The 16,812-nt window shown below is 34.3% G+C and carries 10 protein-coding genes and 1 tRNA gene; 9 read left to right on the top strand and 2 right to left on the bottom strand.

What is annotated here, in order from left to right; genetic code table 11:
- Positions 1 to 195 precede the first annotated feature (195 nt).
- The 4 genes from E9099_RS08990 to E9099_RS08975 all read left to right on the top strand — a co-directional run bounded on the left by E9099_RS08990 (position 196) and on the right by E9099_RS08975 (position 8,777).
- Complete coding sequence (locus E9099_RS08990) at positions 196 to 3,135, top strand: SusC/RagA family TonB-linked outer membrane protein (RefSeq protein ID WP_136583318.1); 2,940 nt, start codon at positions 196 to 198, stop codon at positions 3,133 to 3,135.
- A 12-nt stretch (positions 3,136 to 3,147) separates the two neighbouring features.
- Entirely contained in the window at positions 3,148 to 4,722 is a 1,575-nt protein-coding gene (locus tag E9099_RS08985) for a RagB/SusD family nutrient uptake outer membrane protein (protein WP_136583317.1), read from the top strand.
- Positions 4,723 to 4,737: 15 nt separating this feature from the next.
- Positions 4,738 to 5,823: a SusE domain-containing protein gene (locus E9099_RS08980; RefSeq protein ID WP_136583316.1), complete on the top strand. Its 1,086-nt coding sequence runs from the start codon at positions 4,738 to 4,740 to the stop codon at positions 5,821 to 5,823.
- A 68-nt stretch (positions 5,824 to 5,891) separates the two neighbouring features.
- A complete protein-coding gene (locus E9099_RS08975) occupies positions 5,892 to 8,777 on the top strand; it encodes an alpha-amylase family glycosyl hydrolase (RefSeq protein WP_136583315.1) in 2,886 nt (961 codons plus the stop codon).
- A gap of 112 nt (positions 8,778 to 8,889) precedes the next feature.
- Here the strand turns inward: E9099_RS08975 and E9099_RS08970 are convergent.
- Positions 8,890 to 8,971: transfer RNA gene (locus tag E9099_RS08970), tRNA-Leu, on the bottom strand.
- 114 nt (positions 8,972 to 9,085) lie between these two features.
- Between E9099_RS08970 and E9099_RS08965 the strand changes: the two genes are divergently transcribed.
- Together E9099_RS08965 and E9099_RS08960 are read left to right on the top strand one after the other, a co-directional pair.
- Positions 9,086 to 10,474 carry a dipeptidase gene (locus tag E9099_RS08965; RefSeq protein ID WP_136583314.1) on the top strand — a complete coding sequence of 463 codons (1,389 nt, stop codon included), beginning with the start codon at positions 9,086 to 9,088 and terminating at the stop codon, positions 10,472 to 10,474.
- A gap of 132 nt (positions 10,475 to 10,606) precedes the next feature.
- Positions 10,607 to 11,470 carry a DMT family transporter gene (locus tag E9099_RS08960; RefSeq protein WP_136583313.1) on the top strand — a complete coding sequence of 288 codons (864 nt, stop codon included), beginning with the start codon at positions 10,607 to 10,609 and terminating at the stop codon, positions 11,468 to 11,470.
- A 3-nt stretch (positions 11,471 to 11,473) separates the two neighbouring features.
- On the opposite strand, the gene E9099_RS08955 is transcribed toward E9099_RS08960, so the two are convergent.
- Positions 11,474 to 12,844 carry a M28 family peptidase gene (locus tag E9099_RS08955; RefSeq protein WP_136583312.1) on the bottom strand — a complete coding sequence of 457 codons (1,371 nt, stop codon included), beginning with the start codon at positions 12,842 to 12,844 and terminating at the stop codon, positions 11,474 to 11,476.
- A 122-nt stretch (positions 12,845 to 12,966) separates the two neighbouring features.
- Between E9099_RS08955 and E9099_RS08950 the strand changes: the two genes are divergently transcribed.
- The 3 genes from E9099_RS08950 (at position 12,967) to E9099_RS08940 (ending at position 16,779) form a co-directional block, all read left to right on the top strand.
- Positions 12,967 to 13,332: a BlaI/MecI/CopY family transcriptional regulator gene (locus E9099_RS08950; protein WP_136583311.1), complete on the top strand. Its 366-nt coding sequence runs from the start codon at positions 12,967 to 12,969 to the stop codon at positions 13,330 to 13,332.
- Positions 13,333 to 13,334: 2 nt separating this feature from the next.
- Positions 13,335 to 15,410 (top strand): M56 family metallopeptidase, encoded by a 2,076-nt coding sequence (locus E9099_RS08945; RefSeq protein ID WP_136583310.1) that lies wholly within the window; start codon positions 13,335 to 13,337, stop codon positions 15,408 to 15,410.
- Positions 15,411 to 15,678: 268 nt separating this feature from the next.
- Positions 15,679 to 16,779, top strand: coding sequence for a DUF4407 domain-containing protein (locus E9099_RS08940; protein WP_136583309.1), 1,101 nt, complete (start codon positions 15,679 to 15,681; stop codon positions 16,777 to 16,779).
- The last annotated feature ends 33 nt before the right edge of the window (positions 16,780 to 16,812 follow it).

Raw genomic sequence — 16,812 nt, 5'->3', positions numbered from 1 at the left:
AACAGCACCAAAAAATGATGATTATTCATTATTAATAGTGGTTTTTTCTCAAAAACACAAAAACTTGTTAACACGAAAACGTTTTCGTTGCGGGTAATACAAGCGTCACCGAAAAATTAACGTAAAATTTACATAGCTTTAACCTCGAGAAGTAGAAATATACATTTATAATTTAAACTAATTTAATACTATTGTATGAAAACAATTTTAAAAAGGCTTCTACTAGCTTTACTGTTTATACCAACTGTTATATTTGCCCAAAGCAAAGTTACAGGAATAGTTACTGAGCAAACTACAGCCTTACCCATACCTGCGGTTAATGTTATTGTAAAAAACACGCGGAGAGGTGCCTCTACCGATTTTGATGGTAAATACTCGCTTGCTGTAAATAGTGGAGATGTATTAGTCTATTCTTACGTGGGCTACACGACTCAAGAAATAACCTACACTGGACAGTCAACGATTAATGTTGTTTTAATTGAAGACGCTTCACTTTTAGATGAAATTGTAGTTATCGGATATGGAGGCGTTAAAAAAGAAGATTTAACGGGTTCTGTAGATTTAGTAACAGAAAAAGATTTTAATGATGGACCAATAGTATCCGCACAACAACTTATATCTGGTAAAATAGCTGGTGTTAATGTAAGTTCTGGTGGAGGAGCTCCTGGAGAAGGACAAAACATTACCATTCGTGGAGTTGGTTCGTTATCTTTAAATAGTTCTCCTTTATATGTTATTGATGGATTTCCTATTGACAACGGAGGTGTTGGAGGAACAAGAAACCCATTAAACCTTCTAAATCCGAGTGACATAGAAAGTATCACTGTTTTAAAAGATGCCTCGGCGACTTCAATTTACGGGTCTCGAGGGGCTAACGGTGTTATTATTGTTACTACTAAAAAAGGAAAAAATAAAGACTTTGAATTTAATTTAAGTACTAAAACAACAGTTTATAATCCTGTAGATTATGTTGATGTTTTATCTGCTGATGAATTTAGAAGTGTCGTGCCATTAGATTCTAATGCAGACGCTACAAGTGTTGCTTTATTAGGAAATGCAAACACAGATTGGCAAGATGAAATCTACCAAACGTCTTTTGGTAAAGATTATGGATTTAGCGCATTAGGTAACGCCTTCGGTGTTCCAATAAGAGCATCTTTAGGGTATTCTGATCATGATGGTGTTTTATTAGGTGATAATTTTGAACGTATAAATGCCGCTTTAAGTCTTTCTCCAACATTTCTAGACGAAAGTTTAAAGATTCAAATAAATGCTAAAGGAAGTTATACCGAAAATCAATTTGCAAACAGAGGTGCCATAGGATCGGCAACATCGTTTGATCCTACACAATCTCCTTACGATGTAAATTCGCCATATGCTGGTTACTTTACATGGATAGATCAAAGTACTGGGCAACAAGCTAATTTAGCAACAACAAACCCACTTGCTCTCCTAAACTTAGTGGACGACACAGCAGAGGTTAGACGTTTTTTAGGGAATTTTAAAGCCGACTATACGCTACCATTCTTTAAAGACATTACTGCTACTGTTAATGTTGGTTTAGACAAATCTAACAGTCACGGAAGAAACAGCACATCACAGTTTATTCCTACTTCAGACCCGACATGGAATGGTTCTTTCTCTAATTACACACAAGAAGCAACCAACAAATTGTTTGATGCCTACCTTACCTATACTAAAACTTTTAAGGAAAAACATAACGTTACAGCAGTTGCTGGACACTCTTACCAATCTTTTGAATATGATAACTTTAGTTATAATAGCGAAAAAGAAGAAGATGGATTAGAATATGAATTTGTAGACAAATCTAAAAATGTATTATTATCTTATTTTGGAAGATTAAACTATAATTTTGACAGCCGTTATTTACTAACAGCTACACTTAGAGCTGATGCTTCTTCGAAACTTAACCCAGAAGATCGTTGGGGTTATTTCCCATCGCTTGCTGCTGCTTGGAATATCAGTAATGAAAATTTCATGGAAAATTCTTTCTTTGATGATCTAAAAGTTAGAGCTGGTTATGGAGAAGTTGGTAACGTTAATGGTTTAGGTGATTATTTATTCCTAACGCGTTATACAGCAAGTACGGATAGTGCTGGTTATCAATTTGGATATAACAATGGTTCCCCTTCATTTTATCAAACGTATAGACCTGAAGCGATCAACACTAATCTAAAATGGGAAATTGGTCGTACTTTAAACCTTGGTTTAGATTTTAGTATTTTAGACCGAAGAATTACAGGTTTATTTAATGCTTATTTAAGAAAGACACAAGACTTAATCGCAACATCTACAGTAGACCCTTTTACCAATTTTTCTAACACCATTCAAGCGAATCTTGGTGACATGGAAAACAAAGGAATTGAAATTGGTTTAAATGTAATCCCTGTTCAAAATGACAACTTTACGTGGTCCTTTAACTACAATGTTGCTTTTAACGAAAACACAGTAACAAGCTTACCAGGAGATCAACCCATTGGAGGAATTTCTACTGGTGTAGGAACTAACGTTCAAGTTCACCGAGAAGGAGAAACACCTTTTAGCTACCTAGTTTACAAACAACTTTACGACACTAATGGAAGCCCTATTGAAGGTGCTTATGCCGATTTAAACGGTGATAATGTCATTAATGATGCCGATAAATACCTATACAAAGACGCTTTAGCTGATGTTACCATGGGCTTTAATACTAATCTTAATTATAAAAATTGGGACCTAGCAGTTATATCAAGAGCAAGTATTGGAAACTATGTATATAACGATGTGGCTTCTTCAAAAGGAGCATTAAACAATGTCGTTCCAACAACAAATAACTACTTAAGTAATTTGAGTTCAGATTATCTAAATACAGGTTTTCTAAACACCACAGAAACTAACGCTTTAAGTGATCACTATGTTGAAGATGGGTCTTTTTTCAAAATAGACAATATCACTATTGGTTATAACGCCAAAGACATATTTAAAGACATCAATGCTAGATTCTATGGTTCTTTACAAAACGTGGCTACTTTTACTAATTACGATGGTATTGATCCTGAAATTAGCGGAGGTATAGATAACAACTTCTACCCTAGACCACGTTCGTTTGTTTTAGGTGTTAATATTGATTTTTAAAAAAAATAACATATGAAAAATTTATTCAAACAATTTAATTATGCCCTAGCATTACTTTTATTAGTATCTGCTTGTCATGATGATTTAGATCAATCCCCTATTGATCCTGATAGTTTTACTGAAGAAGATGTGTTTACAAATGCAACAGAGGCCAAAGGTGCGCTAGCCAAAGTTTATGCTAGTTTAGCTTTAACTGGACAAGAAGGACCTTCTGGACAACCAGATATCGCTAATATTGACGAAGGATTTTCACAATATTCTAGAATGCTTTTTAATCTTAACGAATTAACTACAGATAATGCTGTAATTGCTTGGGGAGATGCCGGACTACAAGATTTACATGGTATGTACTGGACGGCAAGTAATGACTTTACAGATGCGATGTACAATAGACTAGCGCAAACAGTCTCTTTTTCTAATTCTTTTATAGGAAACGCTGCTAACTTAAGTGATGCAGTCGTTACTCAATATATTGCAGAAGCTAGATTTGTAAGAGCTTTTGCCTATTACAACCTAATGGACTTATACGGTAACGTTCCTTTAGTAACAGAGATCGCAACAACACTTCCTAGTCAAAACTCTAGAGAAGAAGTTTTTACTTTTGTAGAAACAGAATTATTAGAAATCCAAAACCAACTAGCCACTAGTGGTTCTAACGAATATGGTCGAGTAGACCAAGTAGCAGCATGGGCACTACTATCTAAACTTTATTTAAATGCAGAAGTATGGATTGGTCAACCGCTTTATAACGACGCTGTAACATACGCTAACAATGCCATAAACTCAAGCTATAGTATTAATACTGTAGATGCGAATGGTAATGGTTCTGCTTATGACGAGTTATTCCTAGCTGACAATAATGTTAATGGTGCACAAAACGAATTTATTTTCACCTTAAATTTTGACGGTATAAATAGCCAAACTTATGGGGGTACAACATTTTTAGTACATGCCGCTATTGGAGGTGATATGGATCCTAACGAGTTTGGCGTTAATGGAGGCTGGGGAGGTCTTAGAACCACTAGTGCTTTAGTTAACAAAATGGGCACTGGAGACTCAAGAGCCCTGTTTTATTCCGCTGGTCAAAATTTAGAAATTACAGACATGACAACATTTACTGATGGCTATGCTGTGACTAAATTTAAAAACCTTAAATCTGATGGTACACAAGGTTCTGATACTGCTGGAGATTTTGTTGACACCGATTTACCTTTAATTAGATTATCTGAAATCTATTTAAATTATGCAGAAGCAACATTAAGAGGTGGTAGCGGAAGCACATCAATTGCTTTAGACCTTATCAATGAATTAAGAGAAAGAGCATACGGAGACACCTCAGGTAATATTTCGTCAGGAGATTTAACATTAGATTTTATTTTAGATGAAAGAGCACGAGAATTATATTGGGAAGGTCAACGTCGTACAGACCTAGTAAGATATAATTACTTTACGACTAACGCCTATTTATGGCCTTTTAAAGGAGACGCTGCTTTAGGTAGCTCTGTATCTAATTTCCGTAATGTATTTCCAATTCCAACTAATACTATTTTATCTAATCCTAACCTACAACAAAACACTGGTTACTAATTAAAAAAAATAACAATGAAAAATTTAAAAATCTTATTTATAGCAGCTATTTCGTTAGTTAGCTTTAACTCGTGTGATGAAGAAGATGATAATATTTTTGAAATACAGTCATCTGAATCTACAGCAGCAATTATTAATTTACCAACGTCTGGAACTGGACTTGTTTTAGATATTTCAAATCCAACAGGTACAGCAACAACTATCGTATGGGAAGATGCTACCTATAATATTCCAACAGTAATTAATAACACAATACAACTTGCAATCGCTGGAACAAATTTTGAAACGCCTTTTGACGTCGTAACAACAACAAATAATTATTTAGCTTGGACTAATGAAGAATTAAACGGTATCGCTGTTGGTCTATTAGGTTTAACGCCTTTTACATCTGCTGATGTAGATATGCGTATTAAATCTTCTATTGGAGATAATGATTCAGAAGCTGTTTACTCAGAGATGGTAACTGTATCTCTAACCCCATATACTACAGAAGCTCCAAAACTTGGTGTACCAGGTAATCACCAAGGTTGGGACCCCGCTTCCGCTCCTAGTCTATTTGCTTCTGCTTACGGAGAAACAGATTACGAAGGTTATGTTTGGCTTGATGGGCAACATAAATTTATCGCTACTAATGACGAAGGGGATTACGCGTGGGGAAATACCGATTGGGGGGATGCCTCTGGAACAGACGGTTCTTATACACAAGTTTTAATAGAAGATGGCGAAGGTAATATTGCTCCTCCTAATGGTGCTGGATATTACTTTGTACAAGCAAATACAGATGCAGATGTATTAGAGTATTCTGAAACATTACACAACTGGGCAGTTGTTGGTTCTGCAACGGGGTCTTGGGATAATGATACAGATATGACTTACGATAGCGCAACTTCAACTTGGACAATCACTATGGACTTAACAGCCGAAGAAATTAAATTTAGATCTAATGATACTTGGGATTGGAATTATGGAGATGATGAAGGTGATGGCATTTTAGAACTAGCGTCTGGAACCAACATTCCAGTACCATCCGCCGGAAACTATACCATTGTTTTAGATTTTAGTACACCAAGACATTACACGTACAGTTTAACACTAAACTAACACATTTTTTTTAAAGGCTTTGACTATGTTCAAAGCCTTTTTTTTATTCCATTTTAAATTCTTTCAAAATGAAAAAACACTACTTTTTAATAGCATTACTTTTTTCTTTATTTGCCAAAGCGCAAGTAAATATATCTCCGTTTCCTTTTAATGTAGATCAAAGCATTACCATTACTGTTGATGTTAATTCCACAGCTACAAACTGTAACGGTTTGAATACTCCCAACACCGTTTATTTTCACTCAGGAATTGGTGATGACACGAATGCTTTTGGTTACAATGCGGTCGGCAACTGGGGGCAAGACGATGGCGTTGGCGCAATGACAGATAACAACAATGGGACTTGGAGTATTACCATTGTTCCAGAGACTTACTATTCACTAACCTCAGCACAAGCAAACTCAGCTACAAAATTAGGAATAGTATTTAGAAACGAAGATGGAAGTCAAGAGCTTAAAGATAATGGTTGTTCAGACTTTATATATAATGTAGGTTCCTTTCAAGTTAATTTAACAACACCTTCAGAAAACAGTGTTACGCAATTAAATAACGGAAGTGATTTAAGCATCGCAGCGACTAACACAAACGGAAATGCCAATTATTCACTAAGTGCTAACGGCAGTGTTTTAAATAGTTTAAACGCTATCACAAACTATGCCTTTACACACACTAACATTACCGAAAACCAGTACTACACCCTAACAGTTACGCAAGGCTTAGAAACCGTTGTAAAAGAATTTTCTGTACTAATAAGCGCCACACCTATAACAGAAGCTTTACCTAATGGTATGGACAATGGAATAAACTACAATACTTCAGATAACACTAAAGCAACTCTTGTTTTAGAAGCTCCTAATAAAGATTATATATATGTAGCTGGTAGTTTTAATAATTACCAACCCACCAATGCTGATCTAATGAAAAAAGATCCAACTTCAGGTATCTTTTGGTTGGAACTTACCAATTTAACGCCTAATCAAATCGAAACTTACCAATACTGGGTTAACGATGCTAATCCTATTACTAACTCTCCGCAATTAGTTAAAACTGCGGATCCTTATTCAACATTAGTACTTTCTCCTTTTGATGATGCATATATCCCTACAACAACCTATCCAAACCTACCAACATACCCTGTTGGACAAGAGCGTGAAGTCACGGTATTACAAACTGGACAAATAGCATATCCTTGGGTTGTTACTGACTTTAACAAGCCTAAAAAAGAAGACCTAGTTATCTATGAAGTATTAATTAGAGATTTTGATGCCGACAGAAACTTTCAAGACTTAATTGATAAAATAGCCTATTTTAAAAACTTAAATGTAAACGCCATTCAATTGATGCCAATCATGGAATTTGAAGGTAATGAAAGCTGGGGATATAATACATCATTTCATCTAGCTTTAGATAAATTTTACGGTACAGAAACTAAACTAAAAGAATTTATAGATTTATGTCACCAAAATGATATCGCTGTCATTTTAGATGTTGCTTTAAACCATGCTTTTGGTAGAAATCCCATGAATAGAATGTGGATGACTGATGCTGATGGAGATGGTTGGGGAGAACCAAGTACAGAAAACCCTTATTTTAATACAACTGCTAGACATAGCTATAGTGTTGGTTCTGATTTTAATCACCAATCCTTATTAACGCAACATTATGTAGAACGTGTTGTTAAACATTGGGTTGAGGAATTTAAAATTGATGGTCTACGTTGGGATTTAACCAAAGGATTTACTCAAAATGCGCAAGGAAGCGACTCACAAACTAATGCTTATCAAGCAGATCGTGTTGCTATTTTAAAAGACTATGCAGACTACTCTTGGTCTTTAGACCCAACACATTATGTTATTTTTGAACACTTAGGCTTTGGCGGTAGTGCGCAAGAAGAAACAGAGTGGGCAAATTACAGACTTGCAGATAGCGAACCTAAAGGTATTATGCTTTGGGGAAAACTAACCAATCCTTATAACCAATTAACAATGGGTTATAATTCTGATAATAATTTTAATGACATGGGACATGTTAGTAGAGGTTTTGATGCCCCTAGATTAGTTGGCTACGCCGAAAGTCATGACGAAGAACGTTTAATGTACAAAAACTTACAATATGGTAATGCTTCAAACCCGTCACATGATGTCACAGACTTAAACACTGCCATCTCCAGAATGTCCGCTTTAGGCGCAGTAAGCTTAACTATTCCTGGTCCAAAAATGATATGGCATTTTGCAGAATTAGGTATGGAAAATTCGATATTTACTTGTAATAACGGGACTGTAAATGATACCAATGGTACAGATGGCGATTGTAAGTTAGACACCAAACCTCAACCACAATGGGCAGATAATTGGGAAGCAGATGCTATTAGAAGTCAAGTCTATAGTGATTGGTCTAGACTAAATGAGCTTAAAATAAACGAGCCTGTTTTTGAAGGAGATTACACCATTACCTCAGGAAGTCTAACCCCGAGAATAGACATTTTTGACACGTCCATTGCAAGTTCAGAATTAGGGCATGTTATTGTCTTAGCTAATTTTGATGTGGTTTCGCAAACAGTTAACACCAGCTTTCCTACATCAGGTACTTGGTATGATTTAATGGATGCTACGGGAAGCACTACAATTCAATCGACAGTAACCACTATAACTATTCCTGCTGGCGAATTTAGAATTTATGGTAATGCAGTGCCACAAACTTTAAGCACAGAAGACTTTCAGTTATCGGATAGCTTTAAACTTTATCCTAACCCATCAAAGACAACCTTCTCCGTGACTATTTCTGCACGCAAGGTACAAGTCATAGCTGTTTCAGGAAAAGTAATAAAATCTTATACTGGTACATTTGAAGCTGGTCATAAATTTAATGTCGAAAATTTAGCCAAGGGACTATATTTAGTTAAAACAGAAAATAATAAAGGTCAAATTAAAACGACCAAGCTGATTAAATCTTAAATACTTAATCAATTTTAGTACAAAAAGCTTCAGTTTAATACACTGAAGCTTTTTTTGTTTTCGCTAATAAGCATAAAAAAAGCCTCTCTATTAAGAGAAGCTTTTTTCTTTGTACAGGCGGGGAGACTCGAACTCCCACACCTCGCGGCACTAGATCCTAAGTCTAGCGTGTCTACCAATTCCACCACGCCTGCAACTTATACCCGCAATTTCGGATTGCAAATATAACAAATAGTTTGAATATTCATAACAACCTTAAAAGAAATTATTATCCTTTTTGTATTTTTACATAAATTCAATCTATTTTCATGAAAAATATAAAGTCTTACGTCCAAGAAAACAAGCAACGTTTTCTTGACGAATTAATAGAATTACTTAAGATTCCGTCAATAAGCGCCGACTCCGCTTACAAAGCACACACTATAAACACTGCAGACGTTGTTGCAAAAAGCTTAACAGACGCAGGATGTGATGTTGTAGAAATTTGTGAGACAGAAGGGTATCCAATTATTTACGCACATAAAATAATTGATAAAGACCTACCAACTGTTTTAGTTTATGGTCATTACGACGTACAACCACCAGATCCATTAAATCTATGGACCTCTCCGCCATTCGAGCCCGTTATTAAAACAACAGACCTACATCCTGAAGGTGCTATTTTTGCGCGTGGTGCTTGTGATGACAAAGGGCAAATGTACATGCACGTTAAGGCAATGGAGTTTATGACTAAAAACGACACTTTACCTTGTAACGTCAAGTTTATGATAGAAGGTGAAGAAGAAGTTGGAAGTGTTAACTTGGCTAAATTTGTAAAACAAAACCAAGAGAAACTTTCCAATGATGTGATCCTTATTAGTGATACTGGTATGATCGCTCAAGACACACCATCAATCACCACAGGATTACGTGGTTTAAGTTATGTTGAGGTAGAAGTTACAGGACCAAACAGAGACTTACATTCAGGTTTATATGGTGGTGCCGTAGCAAACCCAATAAACGTATTAACCAAAATGATTGCCTCATTACATGATGATGACAACCATATTACCATTCCTGGTTTTTATGATAATGTCGAAGAATTATCTTTAGACGAGCGTGCACAAATGGCAAAAGCACCATTTTCATTAGACAAATACAAAGCAGCTTTAGATATTGATGCTGTATACGGTGAAGCTGGTTATACAACTAACGAGCGCAACAGTATCAGACCAACATTAGACGTAAACGGTATTTGGGGAGGATACACTGGCGAAGGTGCAAAAACAGTAATTGCAAGCCAAGCTTTTGCAAAAATCTCAATGCGTTTAGTACCAAATCAAGATTGGGAGGCTATCACAGCATTATTCAAAAACCATTTTGAAAGTATCGCACCAAAAGGTGTTAAAGTAAAAGTAACACCACATCACGGTGGACAAGGTTACGTAACACCAATTGATAGCGTAGGGTATCAGGCAGCCAGCAAAGCTTACCAAGAAACCTTTGGAAAAACACCAATACCACAACGTAGTGGAGGAAGTATTCCAATAGTTGCTTTATTCGAGAAAGAATTAAAAAGCAAAACTATTTTAATGGGCTTTGGTTTAGACAGCGATGCAATCCACAGTCCAAACGAACATTTTGGAGTATGGAACTACTTAAAAGGAATCGAAACTATTCCGTATTTTTACAAGTATTTTACAGAAATGTATAAATAATTATTAGGGTGTCTCCACCTTTTGCTTTTTAGTAGCAAAAGGTGGTCACGTCATCCGTTATATCTTTATTTTGCCATATATGGCAGCAAAATAAAGGATGCCACTACTACCGCTTACACAAAACCAATCAAGATGAAAGACCAACACTTAAAGCGCGTTTTAGAACTCACCTTTGCCACACTACTCATTAGCACTTCGGGTAGTTTAGGACGCTACATAGACATGCCCGCTCCCGTTACCATTTGGTTTAGAAGCGGACTAGCGATGTTAATTCTTTTAGCTTACTGTAAGTATAAAAAAATAAAACTTAAAATTGAATCCAAAAAAGATTTAGGCGCTTTTGTGCTAAGTGCACTATTTATGGCGTCACACTGGATAACCTATTTTATAGCCTTGAGACTCTCAAGTGTTGCTATTGGTATGTTAGCTTTATTTACCTATCCAATAATGACTACTTTTTTAGAACCTTTGTTTTCTAAAACAAAATTCGACTATATGCATCTATTGTTAGGCGCAATGGTCATTTTAGGGATTTATATCTTGTCGCCAGAATTAGATTTTCAAAGTGATTCTGTAAAAGGGATTATGTTTGGTTTACTCTCTGCTTTCTGCTATGCACTGCGTATTTTAATACTCAAACAATACGTTACTACTTATCATGGCAGTAGTTTAATGTTTTTCCAACTATTAATTATTACCATTGTATTAGCACCAGCATTGTTTTTTCTAGAGACTACAAATATTACGACTCAGTTTCCATATATTATCATTCTAGCACTAGTAAGCACAGCTATTGGACACACTTTATTTGTCCAAAGTTTAAAACATTTTAAAGTCAGCACCGCCAGTATTATTGGAAGTACTCAACCTATTTTTGGAATAATAATCGCTTTTTTATTTTTAAACGAAATCCCTAACTGGAATACATTTTTTGGCGGTATGCTAATCCTATCTACAGTTGTAATAGAGAGTTTACGGTCTAGAAAAACAGCTTAACTATTAGTCTTTAATTAATTTTTGATTACTCTGTTTTCCATCAACTTCTAAAATAACAAAATAAACACCAGCACTTAACTGTGATAACTTCAGATCCGTAACGTTTTCTTTAATGGTTTGTGTTAGTACTACTTGACCATTAATAGTAACAATACGCAGTTCGGCTTGATCAAACGGAGGTAATTCAACCGTTAGAACACTTTTTACAGGATTTGGAAATATTTTAAAATCATCCGTATTCACACTTGATACATTTAACGTATTTACAGTAAAACAAGAACTAACTTCAGTACAACTTCCGTTAGTAATTTCGACTTTATAATTACCATTTAGCGTTGGAGAATAACTCTGGCTAGTAGCACCAACAATCACCGTTTCTGTTTCGCAATTAATCCATTGATACGTTGCTAGAGTTTCATTTGCAAGCAATGTCCCCGCATTTTGAGTAACTGTATTATCTAGAGCAACAAGGCCTCCTTTAGTCACCATATATCCCGTAATTAACTTAGTCAGTTGTAGATAATATGGAAAATTCAAAGTACTATAACGGTCGTTAGAACTGTGATAAAAAGGAGTTTCATCATTTGTTTCCCAAGATTCTCCTACTAAAACAGCGCTATACCCTTGATTCCAAAATCTTGAATGATCACTAGCTGTTGTACCTGGATTAACCACATTCACGTTTAATGTAAAACCATAGGTAGGATTATTTAAAATAGAAACAATATCATCTTTCATTGTTAGGGAATTTCCAAAATCCCTAACATCGATATCAAAATTATTATCATTATTCCCATCATACCCCATCATGTCAATATTTAAAACACCTAAAATATTATGGCCATTAGCTGCCGCTTGAGTAGCATAATAATTAGAGCCTACTAATCCGTTTTCTTCCTCATCCCAAAGGGCATACACGATAGTATTGTCTAAACACTGAGCAGATAACAACCTTGCAATTTCTAAAACAGCAGCTGTACCACTAGCATTATCATCGGCACAATAATCTGCAACCGAATCGTAATGGGCACACACCATATAAATAGCATCAGGATTAGTTTTTCCTAATTGTGTTGCAATAACATTCTTGCGTCCTGCTTCTCCATTAATTAATTGGTTGGCTACAGTTACATTATCTAGACCACTTAATTTTTCAAATAAATAATCGGCAGCCAAGTCATTATTGGTTTGTACTCGGTTTTGAATGGTCACAGAATTACCATTAACAACAGTAGCTTGCTCACCAGTAAACTCTCTTAACGTTAATTGTAAAGAATCTAAGCTGACTTGATTTATAACCTCTGAAATAGTTTGGCTATTAGCAAAAAAAACGATAAAAAAACATCCTAAAAAACTAACCAAATTCTTATTCATGACCTCAATATATTAACGTTAATGATTATTCAAAGGTAGCATTTTAAAAGAAAAAACAGCTCTACATTTGTAGAATCAATTATTTGTTCTACATTTGTAGAAGTTAATCTAAACTTGTAGACATGCAATTATCAAAAACGGAAGAAGATTTAATGAATTACTTATGGAAGCTAGACAAAGCTTTCATGAAAGACTTACTAGAATCTTATCCCGAGCCTAAACCAGCAAATACAACCGTTGCAACTTTGTTAAAGCGAATGACCGACAAAGGTTTTGTTAGCTACACAAAGTTTGGAAACTCAAGACAGTACTACCCTTTGGTTAAAAAAAAGGACTATTTCTCTAAGCATGTTAATGGCTTGATCAAAAACTTTTTTAACAATAGCAGCTCGCAATTTGCATCGTTTTTTACAAAAGAAACGGATTTAAGCAAAACCGAATTAGAAGAGTTAAGAGCAATAATTGACAACGAAATTAAAAACAAGTAATCATGGAACTAATTGTATTAAAATCCAGTGTTTGCCTTTTGGCTTTGCTATTGTATTACAAGATAGCGTTAGAGCCATTAAGCATTCATAAATTTAAAAGAGTTTATTTATTGGTTACTATTGCAATCGCGGTAATCATACCTTTTATAACGTTTGTAAAATATGTCGAGCCTACTTTTGACAATTCATCATTTATTTTTGATACTTCGACAACACTGCCATTAGACACACATTTTAAAATAGCAGAACAAACGAACTACTTATCTAACATTTTATGGAGTATTTATGTTTTAGGAGTAGGCTTATTCTTTATTAGATTTTGCGTTAATCTATTTCAAATAATTTCAAAAATCAGAAAACATACTAAAGTTAAAAGCAAGTCTTTTATCAATGTATTGATGGAACATTTAGAGATTCCGCATACATTTTTCAATTTCATCTTTCTAAATAAAAACAAGTTTGAAAACAATCAAATCCCTGCTGAAGTCTTACTACACGAACAAACGCACGCAAAACAAAAACATAGTTTAGATATTATAATTATCGAAGTAATACAAATACTATTTTGGTTTAACCCACTACTATATTGGCTTAAAAAAGAAATTAAACTTAATCATGAGTTTTTAGCTGATCAAGACGTTATAAACCAAGGTATCGACACTAAAACTTATCAAACAATTTTATTACAATTCTCGTCTAATCAACAAGAATTAGCATTCGTTAATGCTATCAATTATTCATCAATCAAAAAACGTTTCACACTTATGAACACACAAACACCACAGCCAACCGTTCGGCTACGCAGCTTATTACTACTACCACTTTTAGGGCTTTTAGTTTACAGTTTTAGCAGTACTAAAGAGCTTGAAAAAGAAATAACTCCTGATATACATTTTCAAGATGAAAAAGCAACAAATATTGATAAAAGCAACATAGTAAAACAAATTGAAGCAACTTTAGAGAATAATAAAGAAATAAAAATCAATTACGTTAATCAAAATTCATCATTACTAGTTAACGAAATAGAATGTGATGGCTGTCAACTTAATCTTACTAAGAAAGGTATAGCAGAGTTAATTTTAAGCACAACTCACAAAGAAGAAATAACTAGCTTTAAATTAAAAATTCCAGGAGTTACAACATCACATAATAAAGGAAACACACTTAATGACCAAAGTCGTCAATCCTTATCAACAATTAAAAAAGGAGACTTTATCATGCTTTTTGACATAACTTCTGAGTCTAAGAAATATAAATCTATAAGAATACAATTAGTAGACAAAGATGATGAAAACTATTCAGAGTCACCTGAAGTAAAAAAAGGAGAAGAGTCTAGTATTCCTCCACCACCTCCTGTAAATCCAAATACAACTCCAGAGGAGAAAGCAAAACAGGCAAAGGTTATAGAAAAGCACAATAAAGACAATAAAATTACAAATGGAAGAGTTTATAAAAACCCTCCACTACCACATCCTGCTCCATTAAAGTCAGATAAAAACACTGGATTTATAGATATAGATGGTAAACCTCATTTTTATGTAACAATAAAAAACGAGACTAAGTATTATAATAGATTAGGTTATGAAATTGATAAAAAAGGAAATAAGCTATCCAATACTCAAACAGATGGCAGCAAAGTTGTTCCTGGTCAAAAACTAACTAAAATATATAAAAACGGGGAAGTAGTAAGTGAATTTAGAAAAACATGGGAAGATGAAGAAATAATGCAAACATCAAGTATTGATTTAATAAAACAAGATAAAATAGCAACGATTGAAGCCAAACATAATAGAATGCTTTTATCCAGAGAAGACAAAAAAGAAATAATTGAAACCAAACGTAATGAAATGCTTTTAGATAGAGAAGATAAAATAGCAATGATTCAAGCCAAACGTAATGGAATGCTTTTATCCAGAGAAGATAAAAAAGAAATGATTCAAGCCAAACATAATAAAATGCTTTTAGCTAGAGAAGATAAAAAAACAATGATTGAAGCCAAACATAATGAAATGCTTTTAGCTAGGGATAAAAAAAAGGAAAGGTTACAAAACTATAACGAGGCAAGAAAAGCATTATAAATCACAAAATAAGAACCAAACATTAATATGAATTCCCCTATTGATAAAGGTGTCGGCATAATGCAATGTACCTGTGTGAAATAATTACACTAATTTATTTGAAAGATTATCAAACCTTGCAAGTTTTAAAACTTGTAAGTTTTAAAACTTGTAAGGTTTTTTTGTTATAAAAACACATTTACACTGTAACAAAAGTAACCATTTAGCGATCTAATAGACAATCAGTCCTGAGCTTGTCTAAGGATAATCAATCAAAATCAATCACATCATGTTAAAACAATTTTTCATCATCTGTTCTGGAGCAGATACAGACCTCCTTAAAACCTCTTCCATTGGAGAACAAAACAAATATGCAGGCATAGGCGCCACAATCTTTTTTACTGCAGTACTAGCTTTTATAGCTTCAAGCTATGCGCTATACACCATTTTTGACAGCCTATTCACGTCTATTGGATTTGGATTAGTTTGGGGGCTTTTAATTTTTAATCTAGACCGTTTTATTGTATCAACCATCAAAAAAAGAGGTTCATTTTTTAATCAATTGTTTCAAGCAACACCTCGACTAATTTTAGCTTTAATTATTGCTATTGTAATATCAAAACCTTTAGAGCTTAAGATTTTTGAAAAAGAAATCAATCAAGTCTTATTGATCGAAAAAAATGCAATGACGCTGCAAAACCAAGACGACATTGCTTTACAATTTTTGCCAAAAGAAACCGAATTGAAACAAAAAATTACAGCATTAAAGACTAATATTGACACAAAAGAAGCTGAAGTTACAGCACTTTACAACACCTACATCACAGAAGCAGAAGGCACTTCTGGATCAAATAAATTAGGAAAAGGTCCTGTCTACAAAGAAAAAAGAGACAAACACGATACGGCTTTAGCTGAATTACAACTATTAAAAACAGAGTCCAAAGATAAAGTTGCCATAATTGAAACCGAATTACTTTTACTAAAAACCAAATACGATAGTCAAATTGTCAATACACAACTTATAATTGACGGTTTTGATGGTTTAATGGCACGTGTGACCGCTTTAAACACATTACCCTGGCTACCTTCTTTTTTTATATTCTTATTATTCTTAGCTATTGAAACCTCTCCAATAATAGCAAAACTACTATCACCTAAGGGAGAATATGATTTTAAACTAGAAGATCAAGAAACAGCTATTAAAACGATTGTTGAGCAACGTGTACAAGAAAGAAAACTATCTGTAAAAGCTGACTTTAAAATAAATGATAAAATTTATACTGATTTATCTGAAGACGATGAGCTGTATCAATACAAACATAAAAATGCACGTGCATTACTGCAACTTCAAGCCGATGCGTTTTACAAACAACAACAAAAAGCGTTATAACAAAAAAGGCTTCAATTAATAATTGAAGCCTTT

Source organism: Psychroserpens sp. NJDZ02, assembly GCF_004843725.1.
In the GTDB taxonomy this organism is placed as follows: domain Bacteria; phylum Bacteroidota; class Bacteroidia; order Flavobacteriales; family Flavobacteriaceae; genus Olleya.
This window is presented reverse-complemented; position numbering and strand designations above follow the sequence as displayed.

Coding starts and splice junctions, on each gene's coding strand:
- E9099_RS08990 (WP_136583318.1), top strand. CDS start 196: ATGAAAACAATTTTAAAAAGGCTTCTACTAGCTTTACTGTTTATACCA.
- E9099_RS08985 (WP_136583317.1), top strand. CDS start 3,148: ATGAAAAATTTATTCAAACAATTTAATTATGCCCTAGCATTACTTTTA.
- E9099_RS08980 (WP_136583316.1), top strand. CDS start 4,738: ATGAAAAATTTAAAAATCTTATTTATAGCAGCTATTTCGTTAGTTAGC.
- E9099_RS08975 (WP_136583315.1), top strand. CDS start 5,892: ATGAAAAAACACTACTTTTTAATAGCATTACTTTTTTCTTTATTTGCC.
- E9099_RS08965 (WP_136583314.1), top strand. CDS start 9,086: ATGAAAAATATAAAGTCTTACGTCCAAGAAAACAAGCAACGTTTTCTT.
- E9099_RS08960 (WP_136583313.1), top strand. CDS start 10,607: ATGAAAGACCAACACTTAAAGCGCGTTTTAGAACTCACCTTTGCCACA.
- E9099_RS08955 (WP_136583312.1), bottom strand. CDS start 12,844: ATGAATAAGAATTTGGTTAGTTTTTTAGGATGTTTTTTTATCGTTTTT.
- E9099_RS08950 (WP_136583311.1), top strand. CDS start 12,967: ATGCAATTATCAAAAACGGAAGAAGATTTAATGAATTACTTATGGAAG.
- E9099_RS08945 (WP_136583310.1), top strand. CDS start 13,335: ATGGAACTAATTGTATTAAAATCCAGTGTTTGCCTTTTGGCTTTGCTA.
- E9099_RS08940 (WP_136583309.1), top strand. CDS start 15,679: ATGTTAAAACAATTTTTCATCATCTGTTCTGGAGCAGATACAGACCTC.